Genomic DNA, 22,266 nt, shown 5'->3' with positions numbered 1-22,266 from the left:
CCGCTTGCGGCTTCCCATCCCGCGGAAGGGGAAATTGGTAGACTGGGGCGATCCCCGGACCGTCCCCCTGCCCCTGCTCCGTCGTGCTTCGACCCGTCTTGCCGCTTCTGTTGGCGCTCGCACCGCTCGTCGCTAGCGGCGCCGAGAAGGTGACGCTTGCTTTGAACTGGAAAGCCCAGCCCGAATTGGGTGGTTTCTACCAGGCGCTAGCCGCCGGCCATTACGCCCAGCGCGGTCTCGACGTGTCGATCCGTGTCGGCGGGCCGATGGTCAATAACCGCCCGCTGTTGCCGGTCGGTCAGGCCGAGTTCTTGATCGGAACGAACCTGATCCCCGCCTTCGACGTCGTGAAGCAAGGCATCCCGACAAGGGTTGTCGCCGCTTACTTTCAGCGCGACCCGCAGTGCCTGATCAGCCACGCCGACGGGCCCGTCAAGACGTGGGACGACTTGAGGCAGGCGCCGCTGCTGCTCGGCGCGCCGGGCCGCCACAGCTTCTTCCTCTGGCTCGAGACGTCGCAAGGCTTCCAGCGGTCGCTCATCCGCCCCTACAACCACAACCTGGCGCCGTTCTTGGTCCACAAGGACTGGGCCGTCCAGGGCTACGCCACCGCCGAGCCGCGGCGCATCCTCGAAGCGAGCGGCAAGGAGCCGAACGTCTTCCTGCTCGCCGACCACGGGTGGGCCAGTTACTCGACCCTGCTCGAAACCCGCCAAGACCTCATCGACAAGCGTCCCGAACTCGTCCAGGCGTTCGTCGACGCCTCGACGATCGGCTGGTACGAGTACCTCTATGGCGACGCCGCCGAGGCCAACCGCCTGATCCTCGCCGACAACCGCGACATGACGCAGGGACAGATCGACTACTCGATCGCCATGATGCGGAAGTGGGGGCTCGTCGATTCGGGCGCCGCGCTCACGGGGGGCGTCGGCGCTCTCGATAGCGAGCGTGTCACCGCGTTCTTCGACGCGATGACCGCCGCGGGCCTCTTCAAGCCGGGCGAGCTCGACCCGACCAAGGCGAGCGACTCCCGCTTCGTCAACCGGGGCGTCGGGCTCGAGCGCCGCGCCGAGTTGCTGCCCGCGTCCCAAGACAATTAGCCAAGGCCCCCACCGGGCCTTTTTTCACTGCCTTCACTGACACGATTGGAGTTTCTTGATGCGTCATCCCCTTCTCGCCTTCGCCGCGTTGGCTGTGATTCTGCCGCTCGGTTGTAACCAAGCCCCCAACGACCCCGCAGTCGACCCGAGCGAGTTCCCCAAGGCCCTGGTCGCCCTCGAATCGCAGACCGAAGAGATCTTCGCCGCTTTCGACGCGGACGACCCCAAGTCCGCCGACCGGCCGCTGCACCAGATTGGCAAGACCTTCAACTCGATCAAGCGACTCGCCAAACCGGCCGGGCTGACCGACCAGCAGCTGACCGAGCTCGACGACGCCACCGGCGTGCTCCTTGACGCCTTCGGCGAGCTCCACAAGCCGATGCACCAGGCGACATTCCCCGAGGACTTCGACTTCGAGCCGATCCGCGAAAAGATCAACGAGGGTCTCGTCAAACTGCGGGCCGCCGTCCCCGCGGAGATGGCCGCCAAGATGGAAGCCGCCGCGGCGAAGCGGGCCGAGGCCGCCCCGCCCGCTGACGCGTCGCCAGACGCTGAGGCTTCGCCGGCCGACGAGGCCGCGGCGCCGGACCAGCCCGCCGACGACACGGGCGCCCGGCTGACGCGGCCGGGGCCGTTCCGGCTCGTCTCGGCCGGCCCCGCGGCGCGGGCGCCCCTCTGCCCGACCGTGATGCTGTTCGACGCGGAGTCACTTGATTCGGCGGCCGAGCGGGTTAATCGCGCCGCCGAGATCGTCGCTGTCGCCCCGCCCGGCGACCGCTGGGTGCAGTTCGTGCCGACGTTGCACACCCGGCTCAACGAGGACCTCACGATCGACGCCTACGGCCTGCAAGGCTCACGCCGGGGCCCCTGGGAGTCCGCCAGCAACTTCACCGTCGCGACCGACGACCTGGCCGACCGCTTCCGCGACGCATTCGCGGCGGCGATCGGGCAGGCCGTCCGCCGTGGCCTCAACGTCTCGCTGCTGCCGCACCTCGACCCGGCCGGCGGCCCCGTCAACGAATGGCGGAACCTCTATCGCTTTGCCCCCGGCGACGTGATCGGGCCCGGCTCGTACGAGTCGCTGCTGATCGACCCGCTCGCCGACGCCGTCGAGGCCGGGGCGACGTCCGACACCCGCGTCGATTTCGCGCTCTCGGGCGAGATGGGGCGTTCGCTGTTCGAGCACCCCGCCGATTACCTGCAGCTCGTCCGGCGATTGCGCGAACGCTTCGCCACGAACCCCCGCACCGCGGGCGTCCGGCTTGGCGTCGCGCTCAACTGGAGCGGCCTTGCCGGTGAGCTCGATCAGGCGACGATCAATCGCGGAGCGGTCGCGGAACTGTTCGCCGCCTTCGACTTCGTCGCCTTTTCCTGCTACGCCCCCGTGAGCGTACCGCCGACGCCGCAAGACTTCCAACAGGCGACGCAGAACTTCTTACAGGAGCTCCGCTCGCTCGGCGGCGACCTCCCGCCCGAGGCCCGCCTGGTCTACGCCGAGGCCGGCATCGGCGGCGACACGGTGCGGCCCGGCGCCGACGGCCCCGTGTACGCCACGCCGGCCGAGGTGGCCGCCAAGCCGTACGAAGGCCGCGGCTCCTCCCGCCTCAGCCCCTGGACCAACCCGGCGCTGGCCGAACTCCGCCAGCAGTACCACGCCGCGCTCTGCGAGTACCTCCAGAACGGCCCCGACACAACGCCGCCAATCGACAAGGCGTTCCTCTGGAGCGAGGGCCCGTGGGACCCGCAGGGCGTCGCCGGCGAGCGCTTCCGCGACGACGCGATCGCCGACGCGATCGACCAGCACAACGCCGTCGATCCAAACTAATAAGGATCGCCCTCAGAAGTAGCGCTGTTCTTGCCCCTTCCGCTCCGCGACTTTCGGAGGTGGGTCGGTGATTGGGAACCGGGGCTAGCGCCCTGCGGCTGATGCGCCGATTCAATCAGCCGCAGGGCGCTAGCCCCGGTTTTTTGCCGTTTCAAAACGCGCTGCTTCCGAGGGCAATCCCTGCAAGCTGAGCCGCAAGCGCCGTCACCCGAACGGCGCGTCGAGCGACGTGCTCGGCTCCGAGAGCCAATCCGCGCCGTCGTCGGTCACGACGAAGTGGTCCTCTAAGCGGATGCCCATCTCGCCGTAAACGCACAGCATCGGCTCGATGCTGGCGATCATCCCGGGGACGAGCGGCGTCTCGTCACCCCGCACCAAGAACGGCCGTTCGTGGATCTCCAGGCCGAGGCCGTGCCCGGTGCGGTGCGGCAGGCCGGGCGTCTGGTAGTCGGGCCCGAAGCCGTGCCGAGCGATCACCGCCCGCGCCGCGTCGTCGATCGATCCGGCCGCCGCACCGGGACGCACCGCGTCGAACGCCGCCTGTTGGGCTTCGCGTTCGACGGCCCACAGCCGCCGCTGCCGCTCGGTCGGTTCGCCGAGGACGTACGTCCGCGTCAGGTCGGAATGGTAGCCTTCGACCGTGCAGCCGGTATCGACGAGGACCGTGTCGCCGTCACGCAAGGTCTGCTCGCCATCGGGCCCGTGCGGGAACGCGGACTGGTCGCCGAACGCGACGATACAGAACGTGCTGCCGCCGTCGGCCCCCCCATCGCGGTGCATCTGATCAATGGCTCGGACGATTTCGGTCGTGGTCATGCCGGGCTGTATCATCGTATGGACGCGGCGGTGCACGTCGAGCGTCAGCCCCATCGCCCACCGCACCAAAGCGATCTCGGCGGGGCTCTTCGCGGCGCGGCAAGCGGCGATCGTGGTGAGCGGCTCGGCCCATTCAACGTCTATCGCCGCTTCGAGCAACCCCATCAGGAAGGTCCACGGTGTCGGCTCGTCGAGGGCGACCCGCTTTGACCCCCACTCGTCGAGCAGCTGTGCGACGAGCTCATAGGGCGACGCGTCCTCGTGCCAAGTACGGACCTCGCCCTCGACCTTCATCAACTGCCGGAGCTTCGGCTCCTCGAACGCCGGGGCGATGTAGACCGGCCCCCCCTCAAGGCCGATCACGGCGCCGAGCAGCCGCTCACTCAGCCCCCACCGCACGCCGGTAAAGTAACGCAGGCTCGCCCCGCCGGGCAGCAACACGGCGTCGACGTCCTGCTCGGCCATCCGATGCTGCAGGTTGGCGATCCGCAGGCGGTGCTCATCGGCGGTAATCGCGGGCGGTTTTGGCGACACGACGCGGTCTCGGCAGTTGACGGGATAGGCTTTAGACAGGATCAACAGGATCGACGGGATTACTTCTAATTACCGACGATCCTGTCGTTCCTGTAAATCCTGTCTCACCTTGGCGAGCCCCGGCGCTCTTGGCGTCTTGGCGGTTCTTATTAAACGCGGATCGAACCATGAAAGTCTCTATCATCGGACTCGGCCGTGTCGGCTCGACGCTCGCCTACACGCTGATGCTCAAAGAGCTGGCCGACGAGTTGGTCCTCGTCAACCGCACGCCCGAGGTCGCCAAAGGCGACGCACTCGACCTGCAACACGCCCTGATGTTTGTCGACCAGCACATCGCGATCCGCGCCGGCGGGGTCGCCGAGACGGCCGGCTCCGACGTGCTAGCGATCTGCGCCTCGGCGCCATGGAAGGACGGCTTCAACAACCGCCTCGACTTGGCCGTGGCCAACACCCGGCTGATGCGCGAATTGATCCCGCCGCTAGCGGCCGCGTCGCCCGACGCCAAGATCCTCATGCTCAGCAACCCGGTCGACGTGCTCACCTGGCACGCCATCCGGCTGTCGGGCTTCGAGCCGAGCCGCGTCATGGGGACCGGCACCATCATCGACTCGTCTCGCTTCCGCGAACTGGTTGGCGAGCAGGTCGGCATCCACCCGGCCGACATCCGCGCCTACACGATGGGCGAGCACGGCGAGAGCCAGTTCGTCGCGTTCAGCCGCGCCTCGGCCGGCGGCGAACCGCTCGAAGACCGCCCCGACCGCCGAGAGATGGTCGCCCGCGCCACCCGCGCCGGTCTCGACGTGTTCGACCTGAAGGGCTGCACCAACTACGCGATCGCGATGGCCGCGGCGCACGTGATCGACTGCATCGCGAACGACTCTCGCCACACGATGCCCCTCTCGGTGCTGGTCGATGGCTACCTGGGCGTGTCGGGCGTCTGCCTCAGCGTGCCGGTCGTGGTCGGCCGCACGGGCGTGGCGCGTTGGATGAAACCCGACCTGAACGACGACGAGGCCGACGCCTTCCGCCGTAGCGCGGCCATCATACGCAAAGCGATCGTCGACACACTGGACGACGATCGCTCTGTGTAGAATCGTTTGACGAGCCGGCAGTGGGACGAGCCCCGCCGCCGGCGGGGCGGATTAAATCCGGCCCATCAACAGCAGGATGATCAAGACCAGCAGGATCAATCCGCCTACGCCGCCGATGGCGACGTTTTGCAATAGGGCGGCGATCAGCAGGATGACAATAACGGTGCCGATTAGTCCGAAACGCATGGGAAGCTCCTGAGCGGTAGAGAGGGTTGAGTGAATCACCGTCGCGGCGTCGGGCTCGCTCAGTCCTTATGGACCTCACGGACCTCGTAGTACAAACGCCGTGAGGTGTCCGCGCCGCACCACCCGCCGAGCACGGCGGCGGCCAAACCGAGGCCGGTGGTTGCAAACGCGGCCCAGAGAAGCTCCGCAGCGTACGTGCTGACGGCTTCGGTCGTCTCGTCGGCGGCCTCAACGACCGCGTCGGCGCGGCTTCGGTAAGCGTTGGAAGCTCCCTTCACCAGCTCGTTAATTTCCTCTTCCTCAAGGTCCGTGTTCTCGACGAGCAGGTCCTTCGCCTTCTCGGTCCGGCCGTTGTAGAGGGCCTTCGCGACCGCCGAGAGGGATTCGCTGTCGAGATCCTGCAACGCGTCTTTCACGGATTGCTTGGAGACGTTGGCGCCACCCTTCGCGTCGAACGCGACGATCGCTTCGGCGACCCGATCAATCGCTTGGCTACGGAGGTCGCCGGCGAGACCGGTGTCGTTGTCGGGATCGCCGTACCGCTCTTCCAGCGCCTCGTAGACACCGTCAATCAGCTCATTGGCGTCCGCCTGTGAGAGCTCAGTTTCCGAAGCGATCAGCTCGGCGGCGGATTCACGATCGTCATCAATAAGCTGCTTCGTAAGGTCGTCCAGCGCGGCGGCGTCGAGGTCGTCGATGCTCTCACGGACTTCCTCGGCCGTCACGTCTTCGCCCCCTTCGACATCGAGATCGGCGACTGTGGTGGCGAGCTGCCGCTTCAGACGTGAACGGATCGTCGCAGCGGTGTCGGTCCCCTCTAGCGCGGCAAACGCGCCGGTGGCCCCGGCCACCGTGCTCCCCGCTGCCGAGGTCGCCGCTTGGGCGGCGGAGCCCGTCGCCGACGCGGCGGCCGTCACGAGGGATCCCCCCATCTGCATCATGGAGCTAACGCCGCAATAGGCCAACAGCACCGAAGCGGTCGTCGCAGCGCCCCAGAGCGAAAAGCCGATCATCATGCCCTCGCTGTCATCCGCGGTGCCCGACAATCGCGCCGCAAGCGAGGCGCCGATGAAGTAGGAGGCGAGCGCGGTCAGAATCATCCAGAAGATGGCGGCCTGCGACAGTCCGTCACCGATGAAGGTGGTATCCGAAAGATCCATCGCGGTCACGCCGATGGCGAGGCCCAGCAGGTACATCATCCAGCTAACGCCGAGCATCGCGAAGACGCCGGCGAGGATCGCTCCCCAGCTGATGGGAGTGGGTCGTTTTAAGTTGGTGTCGATTTCTTCACGGTAAGTGTGGTCTTCCATAGCTCTGCCGTAGTGAGGGGGCCGTAGTGAGTGGAAAGTGGTTGGCGGACTACACCTTCGTCGCAAACCCCTTGCCAAAGCCCCGTAATACCGCAAAAGGGTGGAAAGGCTTAACACGGAAGCAAAATCGTCGGTCTGATTGGCTCCCTTGAAACCAACCTGCTCGCCCGGCGGGCAGCACGCGCAAGCAGCGCCCGTCGTGGGCGCGTCGGTAGAAACCCAACGACTACTCAAACACAGTGGAACTTCAAACACAGTGGAAGTGGCGTCCGCCGTCCCCGAGCCCCGGGGGCCGTCGCCTTGCTGAGTAGATTGGCTTCTAGGCGATCTTGAAAAAGACACCGCGATCAGGGCCATCGTGTGCCGTTGGGGGCTCGGTGGGACGACTCCCCGCGCAGACGCTGAGGGCGCACGACCACGATGCGAGAGCAACATCGAAACGCGCACCCCAAGCATCAGCGTCGAGATCGCGGTGCGTTTGAACGCTCACACCACGCCGTCGAGTTCGCCCTTCCAGCGGACGAAGCCTTCGATCGCTTCGAACTCCGACAAGCCGAGGCGGTCGTACAGTTGCGCGCAGCCGCGGTTGCGGTCCTCGGCGCGTTGCCAGAACTCCCGCGGGTCGCTGCCCGGGAAGAGGGCTTTGTCTTTCTGCGACTCGTGCTTGAAGATCGCGTTGCGTTTCCGCAGCAACTCTTGCGGGCTGAGCGGCACCGCCATCTCGATCTGGTGCGGCTCCCACTCTTGCCAGGCGCCACGGTACAGCCAAACGACGCAGTGCTGCATCCAGTCGCGGTCCTTCAAGCGGTCGCACGCCGTGAGGATGGCGCGGAGGCACGTGCGGTGCGTGCCGTGCGGGTCGGAGAGGTCGCCGGCGCAGTAGAGCTGGTGCGGCTGGAGCTCTTCGAGGTAGGCCATGATCAGCTCGACGTCGTCCTCGCCGAGCGGGTTCTTGCGGACGCGGCCCGTTTGATAGAAGGGCATGTCGAGAAAGCGGCACCGCTCTTCGGGGACGCCGGCGACGCGGGCGCCGGCGCGGGCCTCGGTGCGGCGGATGAGGCCCTTGATCGCCTGGACCTCGGGGCTATCGACCTGGCCAGGCTGCTTGTTCTTGAGGAACGTCTCGACGTGCTCTTCGAGCTTCGCCGTCTGCTCGGGGTCGATGCCGAACTGGCGATTGAACTCGGACATGAACTCGGCGTAGCGGATCGCGTCGTCGTCGAACACGGCGACGTTGCCCGACGTCTGGTAGGCGATGTGGACCTCGTGCCCCTGATCGCACAAGCGGATCAGCGTGCCGCCCATGCTGATGACATCGTCGTCCGGGTGGGGCGAGAAGCAGATGATGCGTTTCGGGAAGATGTCGTCGTGCGCCTGGCGACGGTCGCCGGGCTGGCGGCGTTCGGGGGGCTTGCCGCCGGGCCAGCCCGAGATGGTCGCCTGCAATTGGCGGAAGACCTGGAGATTGATGTCGTAGGCGCGGCCCTTCTTGGCGAGCAGCTCTTGGAGGCCTTCCTCGTTGTAGTCCTCTTCGGTGAGCTTGAGGATCGGCTTGCCGAGCTTCGTGGCGAGCCAGATCACCGCCTTGCGGGTCCACTCGTCGTTCCACTCGAAGACGCCGCCGGGGCCCGACGAGAGCGGGCCCAACAGCCACGGCGCCTGGTAGCGGGTGAGCCGGGCGGCGGCCGCCTCGTCGAGGACGACGATCGAGTTCGGGTGATCCTGCAGGAAGCTGGCGGCGATGATCGGCGTGACCTCGCCCTCGACCGCTTCGGCGACCACCTTCGCTTTGCCTTCGCCGAAGGCGAGCATGTAGATCTGAGCCGATTCGAGGATCGTGCCGACGCCCATCGTGATCGCCCGCCGGGGGACGTAGTCCTCGCCGAAGAAGTCGCTCGACGCGTCTTGGCGGGTCTTCTTGTCGAGCGTGATCATGCGGGTGCGGCTGTCGCGGCCCGAGCCGGGCTCGTTGAAGCCGATGTGCCCGGTGCGGCCGATCCCGAGGACCTGGATGTCGACGCCGCCGAGCTCCTCGATCTGCTGCTCGTAATTGGCGCAGTGGGCGAGCACGTCCTCCTCGGCGAGGGTGCCGTCGGGGATGCGGACGTTCGCCCGATCGATATCGATGTGGTCGAACAGGTTCTCGTTCATGAACCGGACGTAGCTCTGCAGCTCGTTCGGCTGCATCGGGTAGTACTCGTCCAGGTTGAACGTGTGGACGCCGGCGAAGGAGAGGCCCTCTTCGCGGTGGAGCCGCACGAGCTCGGCGTAGACGGTCGTCGGCGTGCTGCCGGTCGCCAAGCCGAGGACGCACGGCTTGCCCTCGGCGGCGCGCTGGCGGATGAGATCGGCGATCTGTCCGGCGACATACTCGCTGGCGGACTGGGCGTGTTTGAACACGCAGCAGGGGATCCGCTCGATCTGATTGCGGAGGGCGAAGTCCGTGGAAGCGGCGGGCTTCAAGGCGGCCATGTGGTTGCGCGAAGTGTTCGGTTGAGAGGGTCGGGAAACGTCAGTTTAGCCGGGAGCGCGGCGCCCTTGGCGGCGAATCGAGTAGCTTTGTCTCGCCAAAGCGCAAAAAAAGGCTCCGAAACGGGTCGGAACGGCGAAATGGAGCCTTTCTTGGTGGTTCTTACGGGAGTCGACGCTTCCCGGAGTTTGAAGCGTCAAACTTTCACCCGCCGGCCGGTCGCCAAACTCTTCGACTGGGCCTGGCAGAGCTGGATCGCATCGCGGGCCAACTCGGCGCCGAGCACCGGGGAGGGCTCGTCACTCTGGAGGCAGCGGACGACTTCGCGCAGCTCGGCCTTGAAAGCGTCCATCGGATCGTCGCCGGCCAGCTTGGGACGCTTCGCCTTGCCGTCGTGCGTTAGCAAGGTCGGCGGGCAGAGGTAGGCGCCCTCGCCGCCGATCACCGCGAAGTCGAAGACGAGCGTCGCCCGTTCGAGGTGGATCTCGAAGCCGTGCTGGAAGGGTCGGCCTTGCTGGTTGATCGTGCCGCTCGTTGCCGTGACCGCCACGCCTTCGTCCCCGAAGTCGAACTGCGTGGTCCAATGCTCGGGCAAGCCGTTGCGCATCCGGCCACGGGTGGTCACCCCCGCGGGCTTGCCGAACGCCAGGCGGATGAAGTGGGCGTCGTGGATGTGCAGATCGAGCATCGGGCCGCCGACGCGGTCGGCGTCCCAGTAGTGGGTGAGCCACGCCGGGTCGGAGATGACGCGTTTGAACGCGCCGCCGAGCAGCGCGCCGTGCTTGCCACTCTCGATCTCCTTCAACGCCCAGGCGTACTCGGGGAAGTACGGCAGCACGTGGCCGATATAGAGCTGTTTGCCCGCCCCGTTTGCTTGGGTGCGCTGGGCGGCCCGCACCATGCGGTCGCAGTCGGCGAGACGCATCGCCATCGGCTTCTCGCAGAAGACGTGCTTGCCAGCGGCGAGCGCCCGGCAGGCGACGTCGGCGTGCAGCGCCGGCGGCAGCGTCACGTCGATCGCGTCGAGCGACGGGTCGGCGATCATCTCGTCGACCGACTCGTAGGTCGCGACGCCCGACAGGTCCATCTTCGCGCCGGGCGGGCCGAAGTTGCCTTTGATGCTACGCCAGTCGCCGGCGCGCTTCTCGGCGCTCGGATCGGCGATCGCCGCCACCTTCACCCCGCGCAGCTTGGCGTAGGAGAGGTGGTGAACCATCCCCATAAAACCAATCCCGGCGATGCCGACTCTTAGCATAGGAGAACTACTAAAGGTGAATCTTTGGAGAGGCTGACTTTATGAAAGGAGATCGGGGGATGATTGGAGATGAGGGGATGGTCGTTTGACCACTTAGGACTTCATCGATAAGCACCCTCTTTCTCTAAATCAAAAATGAGCTTGAGAAGAGTTGATGATTTCGATTGCTGAAGGCATTCTCCGTGGCGGACACGATCCCCCGATCTCCAAGCATCCCCCTATCTCCCTTCCTTCGCATCGCTTACTTGTCGAGTGAGCGAAGCAGTTCCAAAGCAGCGCCGATCTCTGCTTTTTGGCGTTCGGGCTCTTGCGGGATTTCGCGTTCAATCGTCAGCGGGCCGCGGTAGTCGATGTCGTCGAGCACGCCGAGGAACGCCGCGAAGTTGACGTCGCCCTTGCCGAGCGGCGTCTCCTCGCCCCAGGTCTCGCCCGGGTCGGCGCTCCACTTGGCGTCCTTGCAGTGGACGCTGCGGACGTGGCGGCCGAGCTCTTCGAGCGCCGGCAACGGCTCGCCACACCCGTAGAGGATCATGTTGGCCGGGTCGAAGTTGACGCCGAGGTTTTGGCGATCGACCGCGGCGAGGAACTCGAGCAGCACGCCGGCCGGCTCTTGGCCCGTCTCAAGATGGACCGCCTGGCCGTGCGGGGCGCAATGGTCGCAGATCGCCTGCGTCGCGGCGACGACGTCGGCGAACTCTTGGCACGTCGGGTCGTGCGGCACGAAGCCGACATGCAGCCCCACCGGGATCGGGCCCCCCGCGTAGCTCGTCTCGGGCGACGACAGCAGCCGAGCAAAGTCGGCGATCTCTTTCAGTTCCGCTAGCCGCTCGGTACGAGTCGCCGCAGGGGCGAGGCCGACGGTGCGTTGCGTCGTCGGGATGTCGGCGTAGGACTCGCCGTCGAAGCCGGCGAAGACGACCGAGATCTTGATCCCCAGTTCGCGGAGCTTGGCGCGGAACGCCTCGGCGTTGGCCTCGGTGCGCGACTCCTTGTGCGGCGTGTGGAGGTGGACCGTGGGAACGCCCAACTGGTGGGCGACATCCAGGTGCACACCGAGACCGGCGTCGATGCTGGCGAAAACTCCAAGCGGGCGGGGCATACGAAGTGGGAAGTGGGAAGGCGGAAGTGGGAGAATCAGGTCTTGTGGGAGGCGTCTCCCGACGCCGATTACGCGCACCATGCCGTTTTGGAATGGAGACCGTAATCGGCGTCGGGAGACGCCTCCCACAGGCGACCAATCGGTCGTCCTGCCGGCGGCGGAGCCCCGTTGCTACGCCGCCGGGCCCGCGATCCTTACACGCCCGGCCCTCGATTTCCAGCGCCCACGACCTAGGCCGGCGCGCCTTCGGGCGTGGCGGGGGAGGACTCGTCGAGCGGCTCGCCGAGCGCTTTCTCCCGATCCACCCGGTCCCAGAAGGCCACGGCAAACAGCACCAGGATCGCCAGCGCCATGTAAGCCGGCAGGGTCCAAAACTCCTTCCACTGGGCCATCGTCTGGGTGACGAGCTCGCCATCAAGGCCGTCGGGCAGCGACTGGCTGAACATCTTTCCCAGCGACTGCAAGAAGCTGAGCTGCCCGCCGTCGCGGGCGGCGCTGATCGCCTGAGCCAGCTCGGGCTCGCTCGTCATCGTCGCGCCGTAGCGGCTGCCGGCGAACCAGAAGCCGAGGAACATGCCGACGCCCTGGGTGAAGAACACCAGCAGGCTCTGCACCTGCCCACGGGCCTCGGCCGGCGCCTTCTGGTCGGAGTACATGAACCCCGTCACGAAGAAGAAGTCGTAGCAAACGCCGTGCAGCAGCAGGCCGAGAATCAGCATCCACGTCACCTGCTCGGGCGCCCCGTAGGCGAAGAGCAAGTAGCGGGCGACCCACGCCGCCATGCCGATGAGGATCATCCACTTCACACCCAGGCGGCGGAAGAAGAACGGGATCAGCACCATGAAGAAGACCTCGCTCATCTGACCGACGGTCATCGTGGCGGAGGCCTGCTCGAAGCCCGCGGTGGTGAGCAGGTTGCTGGTGAAAGCGTAGTAGTACGCCAGCGGGATGCAGATCAGCGTCGAGCAGATGATGAAGACCGCGAACGGCGGGTTCGCCATCAGACGGAACGCGTCGACCATCAACAGGCTCTTGAGGTCGAGCGGCTTGCCCTTCGCGGGGGGCGGCGTGTTGGGGAGCGTAAAGCAGTAGACGCCGAGCGCCGCCGACGCGATCACCGACAGCCAGAGGATGTTGAAGCTGGCCGACCAGCCGAGGATGCCCACCAACAGGCCGGCGACGATCCAGCCAATCGTCCCCCAGACACGGATCGCGGGGAACTTGCTTTGATCGTCGACGTTGGCGAACGCGATCGTGTTCCCCAAGCCGAGCGTCGGCATGTAGCAGAGCATGTGGCCGATAAACATCCACCAGACCATGTCGCTGTTGCCCGCCTCGGCGTAGCCGATCGCTAGGTACATGAAGGCCGACGCCAACAGCATCAAGAACCCAAAGACGACCTGCGACGAGAACAGCCGGTCGGCCACCAGGCCCAAGAAGAGCGGCGCGATGATCGCCGCGATCGGCCCGGCGCCGTAGACGCCGGCGGTCGCCTCGCTGAGCTTGTTGGCGCTGAAGCACGCCCCGAGCGTCGGCGCCCACGCCCCCCAGGTGAAGAACTGGAGGAACATCATCACCGACAAACGGGTCGAGACCATCGCCGAAGTCCCCTGGAGGGAATGAGAAGGATTTTCTTGAGCCGACGGCGCTAGCCGCGGGCAGCCCTGGTCGAAAGTCGCCCGCGTCTAGCACCCATGGCTAGTCGCCGGCGGCTCAACGCCCACCACCACTACGCCGGCGGCGGACCAGAAGCAACACCATAGCCACCCCGAGGGGCGCTAGGAAACCCATCAGCGACCCGTAACCGGGGGCCTGCCCGGCGACCGCGAACGAATAGACCAGCCACGCAAGGTAGGCGACGTAAAAAAGCAGCATCGCGGCCCCTTCCAAACGGCTCACCTGCTTGCCCGTCAGAAAGATCGGGAAACAGGCCGCCGAGACGGCCAGCATCAGCGGGATATCGAACCGCAGCGACTGGGGGTCGACGTTCACGCCCGCCGGGGCGACCGAGGCCGAGATCCCCACCACCGCCAGCACATTGAGGATGTTGCTGCCGACGACGTTGCCGACCGCCAGGTCGCGTTTGCCACGCAGGCTGGCGAGGATCGAGATCACTAGCTCCGGGAGCGACGTGCCGATCGCCACGATCGTCAGGCCGATCACCAGTTCCGAAACGCCCCACTGGGTGGCTAAATCGACGCACCCCTTCACCAACCAGTCGGCGCCACCGACCAGCAGGATCAGCCCGCCAATCAGCGAGGCGATGTTGGCGGTGAACTGCCGCCAGTTGTGTGGCACCGGGTCGGGCGTCAACTCCCGCAACTCCTCTTCGAGCTTCTTTCCCTCCCGCTTCCCTTCGTTCACGGTCCAGATGAGGTAGAGCACCATCGCGATGGTGAGCGTAATCCCTTCGCCGCGGCTTATCTCGCCGTCGGAGCCGAGGGCGAACAGCGCCGCAGCGGCCGCAATCATCACGGGGATGTCGAGCCGGAACAGTTGGTTGCTGACCGCCAGCGGCCCCACGAGCGCCGCAGTGCCGAGGATGAAGAGCAGGTTCGCCAGATTGCTGCCGACGACGTTGCCAACCGCCAAGTCGGTCTTGCCGACGTAGCACGACTGCACCGACACGGCGAGTTCCGGCGCACTAGTCCCGAGCGCCACGACCGTGAGCCCAATAATGAGCGGCGGCACCTTGAACGCGGCCGCCAAGTTCGACGCCCCGCGCACGAGCAACTCACCGCCGATAATCAGCCCGACGAACCCGCCGAGGATAGAAAAAGCAATCGTGGCGGGGTCCATGGGAGATGCCTCGGTTGTAGGGACGCTTCAGGAAGGGAGATGTGGGGATAAGTGGGGATGGGGGGATGGTCGTTCGGAGTAACTAATCCAACTTTTGGATCAATCCCTTCAAGCCGCTCTGCTCTAGATAGAAGTGGATTTGCCTTGGGACGTATTCGTCACGATTAGTCCCATGCAACTTCAATTCTAGAAGTGAGTTTCTGCCCTCGCTGCCAACTCGAAGCTCGTAGTGTACGAAGCCTTCCATCACGTAGTCACAGATAGTTACCCAGTTCCACAGTGAATCAACTGTCTTACCTGGGGACGTTACGCCAGACCATCCAAATAGGAGCTCTCCTTTCTCGCTACTGGAAAACGCTCGTTTCAAGAAATCATCGATCGAGATTTCAACTGTCCAAGCGCAATCGGCTTCGCCCTGTCGTTCGGCCATCCCCTTATCTCCATTCATCCCCACATCTCCCTTCTTAACGCCCCCATCCAACCGCGTTGCGGCGTACGTCGGCCGGTGGACCGCCGCCGGCGAGGGCCCCGTTCACCGCCGCCAGGTTCGACGCCCCGCGCACGAGCAACTCGCCGCCGATGATCAGCCCGACGAACCCGCCGAGGATGGATAAAGCAATCGTGGCGGGGTTCATGGGGGATGCCTCTTTGGTAAGGACGCTTCAGGAAGGGAGATGTGGGGATGATTGGGGATGGGGGGATGGCGGCTCGGAGGGTTTCATCGATTCCGCCAGATTCCGCAAACCTTGCCAAGAAATCGTCAAGTCTTCATCCGTGGCGTCAGAGTCAGGGATGCGGGAGCTCAAAGACCGCTCTGCGATAGCCGGCATGACGCAGTCGCAAAGGCTAACGACCCTTCCTGGCAAACCCATCGCATCGACAGCGCCTTCCCCTGAGTATTCCCCGCATAGGTAGCCACTCCGATGGATCAAGTGGACATCAATAATGCGATGAACGGTACTCAAGACCATCAACCGCTCTTCATCGAGCGTCTCGATCGTTTCTCGTACATACCGATCAAGCACCTCGTAATAGTAAGCGAAAGCACGTTCTCCCATGAACTCGAAGTCTTGGCTGTAGAGATAGGCCCGATCGCAAAACTTCTCGTAAGCCTGCTCCAACGACAAACCACCGAAGTTCTTCCATGCCTCTTGAGGAACGGGGCCACCGTCGTTCAGCAAGAAGTCGGCTTCCGTCGGCAATGGCTCACTCATCGTCACGACGCTTGCTTGGTATGAGGACCCCTCGCCACGTGTCGCCATCCCCTTATCTCCCTCCATCCCCACCTCCCCCTTCCTAGAGTCTCCTACGAACTCCGGTCGCTGACGCTCCCGGCGCGCCTAAACCGCGTTGCGCCGTACGTCGGCCGGGGGGCCGCCGCCGGCGAGGGCCCCGTTGGCCGCCGCGATGAACGCCTTGGTGCTCGCCTCGACGGTGTCGGTCGAGACGCCGCGGCCGCGGTAGAGGCGGCCGTCGCAGACCGCTTCGATGTTCGCCTCGCCCTGCGCGTCTTTGCCCTTGGTGACGCTGTGGACGCGGTAGTCGCGGACCTCCATTTGCAGGCCGGTGACCTTTTCGACGGCGCGGAACAGCGCGTCGAGCGGGCCGTCGCCGCCGAAGAAGGTGTCGGTCTGCTCTTCGGTCTTTCCCTCGGCGCCGCGGCGGAGCGTCACGGTCGCCGACGGGGGATCGTCGGTGTGGGTCTTCACTTCATACGAAACCAGCGACCAATCGCGCTCGGTCGGCGAGCGTTTGTCGACCAAGGCGATGAGGTCGGCGTCGTAGACCTCTTTCTTCTTGTCGGCGAGCCGTTTGAACGCGTCGAAGACTTTGACGAGTGTCTCGCCCTGGACCGGGTGGCCGAGCGCCTTGAGCCGATCGGCGAGGGCCGCCCGGCCCGAGTGCTTGCCGAGCACCAGGTCGGTCTTCGTGAAGCCGACGTCCTCGGGACGCATGATCTCGTAGGTGGTCGGCTCCTTGAGCATGCCGTCTTGGTGGATGCCCGACTCGTGGGCGAAGGCGTTGCGGCCGATGATCGCCTTGTTGCGGGGCGCCTCCATGCCGGTGATGCCCGACAAGAGCCGGCTGGTCGGCACGAGCCGCGTCGCGTCGATGCGGGTGTCGGCGTTGTAGAAGTCGTTGCGGGTCCGCAGCGCCATGACGACCTCTTCGAGGGCGCAGTTGCCGGCGCGCTCGCCGATGCCGTTCATCGTGCACTCGATCTGCCCGGCGCCCGCCTCAATGCCTGCCAGGCTGTTGGCGACCGCCATGCCGAGGTCGTCGTGGCAGTGCATGCTGATCACCGCCTTGTCGATGTTCGGCACCCGATCAACGAGCGTCTTGATGTGGTTGTACATGTGCGCTGGCGTGGCGTAGCCGACGGTGTCGGGAATGTTGACGGTCGTGGCGCCCGCCTTGATCGCCGCCTCGACAACCTCGCACAAGAAGTCGAGCTCGGTGCGGGCCGCGTCCTCGGGTGAGAACTCGACGTTGTCGCACAGGTTGCGGGCGCGCTTCACGCCTTCGACGGCGCGGCGGAGGATCTCTTCCTTGTCCATCTTGAGTTTGAACTCACGGTGGATGGCGCTGGTGGCGAGGAAGACGTGGATCCGCGGCGCCTCGGCCCCCTTGAGGGCCTCGCCCGCCCGGTCGATGTCTTTGTCGTTGCAGCGCGCCAGGCCGGCGACCTGGACTCCCTTCACGAGCTCGGCGATCGCCTTGACGCTCTCGAAGTCGCCGGGCGAGGCGATCGGGAAACCGGCCTCGATGACGTCGACGCGCAGATCGGTGAGCGCCTGGGCCATCTCGAGCTTCTCGGCCAGGTTCATGCTGCAGCCGGGCGATTGCTCGCCGTCGCGGAGCGTCGTGTCGAAGATCGTGATCTGCCGGGACATGGTCGTTGGTTCGCCTGAAGAAAGAGTTCGCTGAAGCGGTAAGGATACGAAAAAACCCCGCGGCCGTATGGCCCCGGGGTCTGGCGTGATCAGTTGTGCAACTGCGTGCCGTCCCTAGGACCCCATCAGGGCTAGTAGGAGGAGCGGCAGGAGGAGGTTTTGGGTCGGCATGGTTTTGCTCTGGTCGAGTATAGCCCAGACCGCGGCGCCAGGGTCAAGGTTCGCCCCGCGCCCTCTTTCTTAGGGACGCCATTTTTTACGGGGACGCCCTTCAAGGGAGATCATTGGGGAACTTCGGCCCCGAACCGCCCGTCATGACGAGCAAGGCGCCGACGACCACGGCGATGCACAGGTACCAGGCGACGCTCCCCCAATCGATCGCGGCGAGCAAGAGTGCGGTGGTCATGACGTTCTGGATCCCCCGTCAAGGTTCGACAAAAAGCAACGAGCCGGGAGGCGTGAGCCCCCGGAGTGGAGCCGAAGTTGAGCTGGTCCCTGCTGCAACTCCGGGGACTGACGTCTCCCGGCTCGCTGTCCCTCGCTGGGTTAGTCTCCTCCGCAGCCGCCGCATCCGCCGCAGCCTCCGCCCCCGCAACCACTGTCGCTGTCGAAGGTGATCCCGACACCATCTCCGGAACCGGAATCGCAACCCGTGTCGCCTCCCGGCAGACGCCTCCGGTTTCCGCCGCGTCCTCGCCGGCGATTCGCGAACACCTTGTAGAGGAGGGCAAGAACGACGTACCCGCCAACAGCCCAGAGAAACCAGTTGGCTTTGGCAAGAAGTAGCGGAGGCGCCGCCGCAAGACTGCAAAAGACGACGTGTCCCTTGCTTGGCAGCGACCGCCACGGCTTCGTCACCAACCACGTCCGCTGGCGGTTCACCCGCACAAAGTCGGCCGCTTCGCCGAAGCGGACCGCGCTGGGCGGCCAGATGTCGCTCGGCGCGTCGGCGTCGAACGCCGCCCGATAACTGGCGAGCGTGCGCTCGTACTGGTCCTCGAAGCGGGCGCCCTCGGCGTGGCCTCCCTTCGTCGGGCCGTGGTGTAGCGGGCGGCCGAGGACCGCCCCGCAAAGCTCGCCCCAGTAGCTGCGGGTGTAAGTCAGGTGGAGGTGCCACGCCTGATCGACCTCGTCGGACGGCGTCACCTCGTGACCGGCGGTCATCGCTAGGAAGACGAACCGCTTGTACTCGTCGACGACCCGGCGGGCGAAGCCGACATCCCAGCCGTTCTCCCGCGCTAGGCGGCGGCTGAAGGGGAGCGACGCGGCCGGATCGTCGAGCTGGAACGCGTCGAGCCGTCGCCAGAGATCGCTTTGCGAATCGTCCATCGGGGTCATGGCATCCGAAGGCGTCGGGCCGAGGGCGCCGGTTCGTCTTGCCGGCCGCCCCGCGGTCGCGGTACATCTTAGCTGAAATCACCCGTCGAGCCGCTAGCACTCTATGGACGATCCGGGCAGCCAACTCGACCTCTCCAGTGAGGGCCCCAAAGGGCCCGGCGCCGACGCTCGTGGCGCCTTTCTCGGCGTGCAGTTCGAGTGCTGCGGCATCTACGCCCGCATCTACCGCAACCGGAATGGCGACGCCTACGAGGGACGCTGCCCGCGCTGCCTGGCGCAGGTGCGGATCGCCATCGGCCCCGGCGGCGGCTCGAACCGGTTTTTCCGGGCGCGCTGATTCACGGTCGTCGCTGGGCCTGCTAGCGGCGACCGCACCCGGCCTTGCGGCGAACGGGGCTGATTTCGTACGGTCCGCGGCCTCCCCGTCCGCGCCCAAGGACCCCCGCCCGCATGGCGATCGACTACTCCGTCCGCCGCTGTACGCGCCGCTGCGCCGCCACGGACCGTGAGTTGGCGGCGGGCGAGTCGTTCGTCTCGGTGCTGCTCGACGAGGGCGACGAGGTGGTCCGCCGCGACTACGCCGCGTCGGCGTGGGCCGACCTGGCTGAGAAGGCGCCGCCGGAGGGCGCCATCGCCTGGTGGCGGTCGCAGATGCCGGGCACGGGCGACGCCAAGCCGGCGCCGCGGGAGGCGCTGCTGAGCCTGCTCGATGAGTGGGCCGACAAGCCCGACCAAGCGCCGGCCCGCTACCTGCTGGCCTTGCTGCTGGTGCGCCGCCGGGTGCTCCGCCTGCAGGGCGAGAGCTTCCTCGCCGGCCTGCAGGGCGAAACAACCGACGACGGCCCCACCGAGACGCTGCGGCTGGTCTGCCGCGAACGGGACGACCCGATCGAGGTGGTGATCGCGCCGCCCAACGCCGAAGAAGCGCCCCGCCTGCAAGAACGGCTGGCCGAACTGCTCGGCGCCGCTTGAAATCCAACCCTCCCCGACCCGCCATGCGACAACGCCCCGCGCCGCTCGCCCGCCTCGCCGCGACGCTCGCCGTCTTGGTAGTTGTTGTCTCGTCGATGGGCGCTAGCTGCTCGCCGCGGCTCGGCTCGCCGTTCGGCATCGCCGGACCGCCCGCGCCGGCGGTGCTCACGCCGACGGCGACCTCGGCCGACGTCGTCGCCGCGGTGAACGCCAACTCGGCGCGGATCCAGACCTACCAGGCGCAGTCGGCGTCGGTCTCGATGCCCCAGTCGGCCGGCCTGCCGCTGGTGTCGGCGAGCATCGCGGTCGAACGGCCCATGCGGTTCCGCCTGCGGGCGACCACGGCGCTCTCCGGTCCCGAGCTCGACCTGGGGAGCAACGACGAGCGGTTCTGGATCTGGGCCCGCCGCAACGAGCCGCCGGCGCTCTACACGGCCCGGCACGACCAGTGGGCGACGAGCCCCGTCCGCGGCCAAGTGCCCGTCGAGCCGGCGTGGCTGATCGAGGCGCTCGGCCTTGTGCAACTCGACCCCAACGCGGCGTACGTCGGGCCCCTGCCCCGCGACAACGGCACGATCGAGCTGCGGACACAGGTCGCCGACGGCGGGGCGAGGGTCTTGATCATCGACGCCCAGACCGCCTGCGTCCGCGAACAGCATGTCTACGACACGGCCGGCTCGCTGACGGCGAGCGTCTTTGCCGACCAGTTCCACTACGACCCCGGGACACAGACCTCGCTCCCCGAGCGGGTGCGGATCAGCGTGCCGGCGTCGGGGCTCAACCTGACCATCGGCACGGGGCCGATCGTGGTGAACGCCCCGGTCGGCGATGGGGGCCAGCTCTGGACGGTCCCTCAAATCGGCTCGTACCCGGTCATCGATCTGACGGCGCCCGGCGGAACGCCCGCCCCGACGACGGGGCCGTGGGACCTGACAGGGGTCGGATCGGTTTATGGGCAGCCGCAGCCGATCGCGACGCCTTACGCCTCGACCAGCACGCCGGCTGCCGCGCCGAGCGCGCCCGTCGCAACGCTGCCGGCGACGCCCTCGGCAACGCCAACAGCGCCGATCTACCAAACGCCAAGCAGTTACCCCCAAACGTCGGCCGCCGCCGTGACGCCCGTCACGCTGCCGCAGTCGAGTGGGTTCGTTGGCCTCCCCGCAGGCGGCCGCTCGTTGCCGTAGGCAACTGATTCTGTGGGAGGGGTCTCCGACCCCGATCGCGGCTTCCAAGCCATTGCGGGATAGCGACGCGCAATCGGGGTCGGAGACCCCTCCCACAAAAGCGCATCCGAACCCTTGCCGTGACCACGACGAAGGACCTGAGCCGACGGCGCTAGCCGCGGGTAGTGTCAGAGAGCGTGTACCACTGGCGCCCGCGGCTAGCGCCGTCGGCTCATGACCTTCGGGCTCAGTGCGAGCCGCCCTGCTGACGCAGGCGCTGGCGGGCGCGGCTCAGGACCGGGCCGATCGTGTTGACCGGCAGGCCGACGGCGCGGCTAATCTCGTTGTACGAGCGGCCTTCGAGGTGATACATCCGCACGACTTGGGCGTCGGGCTCGGAGAGGCCCCCCAGCATGTGGTTCACCTGGTCGCTGTCGGCGACGCGTTGCTCGGCGGATGCCTCGCCGTTGGTCGGCTCGCTCGTAAAGCCGGCCGGATGGATCGCGACGGGCGTCTGACCGGCCCGCTGCATCAGGCGACGCACCACCACCCGGCGGGCGATCACCGTCAGGTAGGTCGCCAGCGAGCTGCGGCGTTGGAACCGGCGGAGGGCCGCCTTGTCGCGCTCGAGGAGGGTGACGAAGACGTCGGCGATCAGGTCCTCCCGATCGGCTGCGGTGAGGCGGACGCCGCGGCAGTCGGCCGCATGGCTCACGACGTGTGAGATCAGCGCTAGGAAGCGATCAACGAATTGCGGCCATGCCTCGGCGTTGCCGCCGAGCAGGGAGTCGAGTAAATCGCGATCGATTGGTGAGAACGCCAACTGCGGTCCCCTGATGTCAGCGGATCGAAACCACAGTCCGTCGCGGTGCGGCGGCCGTGGTTGGCGCCCCTGCTTGCCGTTCCTGTAACGCTACGCGGCGGCTCCCCGAAAGGATCGCCGCGGGAGGCGACGTGCCCGATGGCCGCCCCCCTCGCTTGCTACCTCTGTATTCGGCAGCCGGGAGGCCGGCTATCGCACGCAAACCGTTGAAGTAGAACGGTTTGCCACGTGGCGCCGGCGGCCAGACCGCCAACCTTCATAGTACGCAGCGGCTCCGATGCAAGCAACTGAATCGCGGCCCGTTGACAGCACCCCACAACGACCCTAGCTTGCCCAAGTGTTACGCTTGGCTACGATGCGTAAGCGTAGACGGGGTAACGGGTTGCCGTCTGGCTATCGATACCCAGTCGCAACAAGCCAACCGCCTCAAGCCGCACCCTAGGCTTGGCCGATGGCCTCTCCAATGGGGCCGCAACCAACGCCTCAACGGCATAAGCCAACCAACGACCACCCGCCAAACGCCACCCGCCCTAAGGCGGTAAGCCAACCCCATCGGCCGCCTCCGCGGCCTTTCGCCAGCGAGGAGACCCG

Annotated in this window: 20 protein-coding genes; 6 read left to right on the top strand and 14 right to left on the bottom strand. The window is 66.3% G+C overall.

The genetic code is table 11. The annotated features are described in order from the left end of the window. Positions 1–98: 98 nt before the first annotated feature. Both Pla108_RS05890 and Pla108_RS05885 read left to right on the top strand, forming a co-directional pair. On the top strand, positions 99–1,100 hold the full coding sequence (locus tag Pla108_RS05890) for an ABC transporter substrate-binding protein (protein WP_197526277.1): 1,002 nt from the start codon (positions 99–101) through the stop codon (positions 1,098–1,100). A gap of 58 nt (positions 1,101–1,158) precedes the next feature. Continuing rightward, positions 1,159–2,925, top strand: coding sequence for a hypothetical protein (locus tag Pla108_RS05885; RefSeq protein WP_146443940.1), 1,767 nt, complete (start codon positions 1,159–1,161; stop codon positions 2,923–2,925). 204 nt (positions 2,926–3,129) lie between these two features. Here Pla108_RS05885 and Pla108_RS05880 read toward each other — a convergent pair whose 3' ends face one another. Further along, positions 3,130–4,275 carry a M24 family metallopeptidase gene (locus Pla108_RS05880; protein WP_197526276.1) on the bottom strand — a complete coding sequence of 382 codons (1,146 nt, stop codon included), beginning with the start codon at positions 4,273–4,275 and terminating at the stop codon, positions 3,130–3,132. A gap of 167 nt (positions 4,276–4,442) precedes the next feature. Here Pla108_RS05880 and Pla108_RS05875 point away from each other — a divergent pair, with 167 nt between their 5' ends. Beyond that, entirely contained in the window at positions 4,443–5,366 is a 924-nt protein-coding gene (locus Pla108_RS05875) for a malate dehydrogenase (protein WP_146443939.1), read from the top strand. A gap of 51 nt (positions 5,367–5,417) precedes the next feature. Here the strand turns inward: Pla108_RS05875 and Pla108_RS21445 are convergent, their stop codons facing one another. The 12 genes from Pla108_RS21445 to Pla108_RS21435 all read right to left on the bottom strand — a co-directional run bounded on the left by Pla108_RS21445 (position 5,418) and on the right by Pla108_RS21435 (position 18,708). Beyond that, positions 5,418–5,552, bottom strand: coding sequence for a hypothetical protein (locus Pla108_RS21445; RefSeq protein ID WP_261342509.1), 135 nt, complete (start codon positions 5,550–5,552; stop codon positions 5,418–5,420). A gap of 59 nt (positions 5,553–5,611) precedes the next feature. Continuing rightward, a complete protein-coding gene (locus Pla108_RS05870; protein WP_146443938.1) occupies positions 5,612–6,862 on the bottom strand; it encodes a hypothetical protein in 1,251 nt (416 codons plus the stop codon). Between the two features lie 486 nt (positions 6,863–7,348). Beyond that, positions 7,349–9,334, bottom strand: coding sequence for a glucosamine-6-phosphate deaminase (nagB, locus tag Pla108_RS05865; protein WP_146443937.1), 1,986 nt, complete (start codon positions 9,332–9,334; stop codon positions 7,349–7,351). 194 nt (positions 9,335–9,528) lie between these two features. Beyond that, a complete protein-coding gene (locus Pla108_RS05860) occupies positions 9,529–10,587 on the bottom strand; it encodes a Gfo/Idh/MocA family protein (RefSeq protein WP_146443936.1) in 1,059 nt (352 codons plus the stop codon). Positions 10,588–10,828: 241 nt separating this feature from the next. Continuing rightward, positions 10,829–11,686 (bottom strand): sugar phosphate isomerase/epimerase family protein, encoded by an 858-nt coding sequence (locus Pla108_RS05855; RefSeq protein WP_146443935.1) that lies wholly within the window; start codon positions 11,684–11,686, stop codon positions 10,829–10,831. Between the two features lie 230 nt (positions 11,687–11,916). Continuing rightward, a complete protein-coding gene (locus Pla108_RS05850; RefSeq protein ID WP_146443934.1) occupies positions 11,917–13,284 on the bottom strand; it encodes an MFS transporter in 1,368 nt (455 codons plus the stop codon). Between the two features lie 115 nt (positions 13,285–13,399). Then, entirely contained in the window at positions 13,400–14,485 is a 1,086-nt protein-coding gene (locus tag Pla108_RS05845; protein ID WP_146443932.1) for a calcium/sodium antiporter, read from the bottom strand. A gap of 464 nt (positions 14,486–14,949) precedes the next feature. Further along, positions 14,950–15,120 (bottom strand): hypothetical protein, encoded by a 171-nt coding sequence (locus Pla108_RS20860; protein WP_197526275.1) that lies wholly within the window; start codon positions 15,118–15,120, stop codon positions 14,950–14,952. 27 nt (positions 15,121–15,147) lie between these two features. Further along, positions 15,148–15,747: a hypothetical protein gene (locus Pla108_RS05840; protein ID WP_146443930.1), complete on the bottom strand. Its 600-nt coding sequence runs from the start codon at positions 15,745–15,747 to the stop codon at positions 15,148–15,150. Positions 15,748–15,825: 78 nt separating this feature from the next. Next, positions 15,826–17,379 carry a 2-isopropylmalate synthase gene (locus tag Pla108_RS05835; protein ID WP_146443928.1) on the bottom strand — a complete coding sequence of 518 codons (1,554 nt, stop codon included), beginning with the start codon at positions 17,377–17,379 and terminating at the stop codon, positions 15,826–15,828. 271 nt (positions 17,380–17,650) lie between these two features. Beyond that, positions 17,651–17,785: a hypothetical protein gene (locus Pla108_RS21440; protein WP_261342508.1), complete on the bottom strand. Its 135-nt coding sequence runs from the start codon at positions 17,783–17,785 to the stop codon at positions 17,651–17,653. Between the two features lie 140 nt (positions 17,786–17,925). Continuing rightward, entirely contained in the window at positions 17,926–18,708 is a 783-nt protein-coding gene (locus tag Pla108_RS21435; protein WP_146443926.1) for a glycine-rich domain-containing protein, read from the bottom strand. Positions 18,709–18,820: 112 nt separating this feature from the next. On the opposite strand from Pla108_RS21435, the gene Pla108_RS05825 reads away from it, so the two are divergent. The 3 genes from Pla108_RS05825 (at position 18,821) to Pla108_RS05815 (ending at position 20,873) form a co-directional block, all read left to right on the top strand. Further along, entirely contained in the window at positions 18,821–19,054 is a 234-nt protein-coding gene (locus Pla108_RS05825; protein ID WP_146443924.1) for a hypothetical protein, read from the top strand. 113 nt (positions 19,055–19,167) lie between these two features. Further along, positions 19,168–19,689: a hypothetical protein gene (locus Pla108_RS05820; protein ID WP_146443922.1), complete on the top strand. Its 522-nt coding sequence runs from the start codon at positions 19,168–19,170 to the stop codon at positions 19,687–19,689. A gap of 23 nt (positions 19,690–19,712) precedes the next feature. Beyond that, complete coding sequence (locus Pla108_RS05815; protein ID WP_146443920.1) at positions 19,713–20,873, top strand: hypothetical protein; 1,161 nt, start codon at positions 19,713–19,715, stop codon at positions 20,871–20,873. A 226-nt stretch (positions 20,874–21,099) separates the two neighbouring features. Here Pla108_RS05815 and Pla108_RS05810 read toward each other — a convergent pair whose 3' ends face one another. Then, the gene (locus Pla108_RS05810) at positions 21,100–21,675 is read right to left on the bottom strand and encodes an RNA polymerase sigma factor (RefSeq protein ID WP_231934300.1); all 576 of its coding nucleotides are present in this window, start codon (positions 21,673–21,675) and stop codon (positions 21,100–21,102) included. Positions 21,676–22,266: the final 591 nt, after the last annotated feature.

The organism is Botrimarina colliarenosi, from assembly GCF_007859955.1.
Classification (GTDB): Bacteria; Planctomycetota; Planctomycetia; order Pirellulales; family Lacipirellulaceae; genus Botrimarina; species Botrimarina colliarenosi.
Note: the sequence above shows the minus strand (reverse complement) of the source record. Positions and strands in the feature narration are given on the sequence as shown.

Excerpts from the sequence above, each read along its gene's own strand:
- Pla108_RS21440 (WP_261342508.1), bottom strand. The coding sequence starts at position 17,785 with ATGACCACCGCACTCTTGCTCGCCGCGATCGATTGGGGGAGCGTCGCC.
- Pla108_RS05815 (WP_146443920.1), top strand. The coding sequence starts at position 19,713 with ATGCGACAACGCCCCGCGCCGCTCGCCCGCCTCGCCGCGACGCTCGCC.
- Pla108_RS05820 (WP_146443922.1), top strand. The coding sequence starts at position 19,168 with ATGGCGATCGACTACTCCGTCCGCCGCTGTACGCGCCGCTGCGCCGCC.
- Pla108_RS05850 (WP_146443934.1), bottom strand. The coding sequence starts at position 13,284 with ATGGTCTCGACCCGTTTGTCGGTGATGATGTTCCTCCAGTTCTTCACC.
- Pla108_RS21445 (WP_261342509.1), bottom strand. The coding sequence starts at position 5,552 with ATGCGTTTCGGACTAATCGGCACCGTTATTGTCATCCTGCTGATCGCC.
- Pla108_RS05860 (WP_146443936.1), bottom strand. The coding sequence starts at position 10,587 with ATGCTAAGAGTCGGCATCGCCGGGATTGGTTTTATGGGGATGGTTCAC.
- Pla108_RS20860 (WP_197526275.1), bottom strand. The coding sequence starts at position 15,120 with ATGAACCCCGCCACGATTGCTTTATCCATCCTCGGCGGGTTCGTCGGG.
- Pla108_RS05870 (WP_146443938.1), bottom strand. The coding sequence starts at position 6,862 with ATGGAAGACCACACTTACCGTGAAGAAATCGACACCAACTTAAAACGA.
- Pla108_RS05845 (WP_146443932.1), bottom strand. The coding sequence starts at position 14,485 with ATGGACCCCGCCACGATTGCTTTTTCTATCCTCGGCGGGTTCGTCGGG.
- Pla108_RS05875 (WP_146443939.1), top strand. The coding sequence starts at position 4,443 with ATGAAAGTCTCTATCATCGGACTCGGCCGTGTCGGCTCGACGCTCGCC.
- Pla108_RS05855 (WP_146443935.1), bottom strand. The coding sequence starts at position 11,686 with ATGCCCCGCCCGCTTGGAGTTTTCGCCAGCATCGACGCCGGTCTCGGT.
- Pla108_RS05885 (WP_146443940.1), top strand. The coding sequence starts at position 1,159 with ATGCGTCATCCCCTTCTCGCCTTCGCCGCGTTGGCTGTGATTCTGCCG.
- Pla108_RS05825 (WP_146443924.1), top strand. The coding sequence starts at position 18,821 with ATGGACGATCCGGGCAGCCAACTCGACCTCTCCAGTGAGGGCCCCAAA.
- Pla108_RS21435 (WP_146443926.1), bottom strand. The coding sequence starts at position 18,708 with ATGGACGATTCGCAAAGCGATCTCTGGCGACGGCTCGACGCGTTCCAG.
- Pla108_RS05835 (WP_146443928.1), bottom strand. The coding sequence starts at position 17,379 with ATGTCCCGGCAGATCACGATCTTCGACACGACGCTCCGCGACGGCGAG.
- Pla108_RS05840 (WP_146443930.1), bottom strand. The coding sequence starts at position 15,747 with ATGGCGACACGTGGCGAGGGGTCCTCATACCAAGCAAGCGTCGTGACG.
- nagB (WP_146443937.1), bottom strand. The coding sequence starts at position 9,334 with ATGGCCGCCTTGAAGCCCGCCGCTTCCACGGACTTCGCCCTCCGCAAT.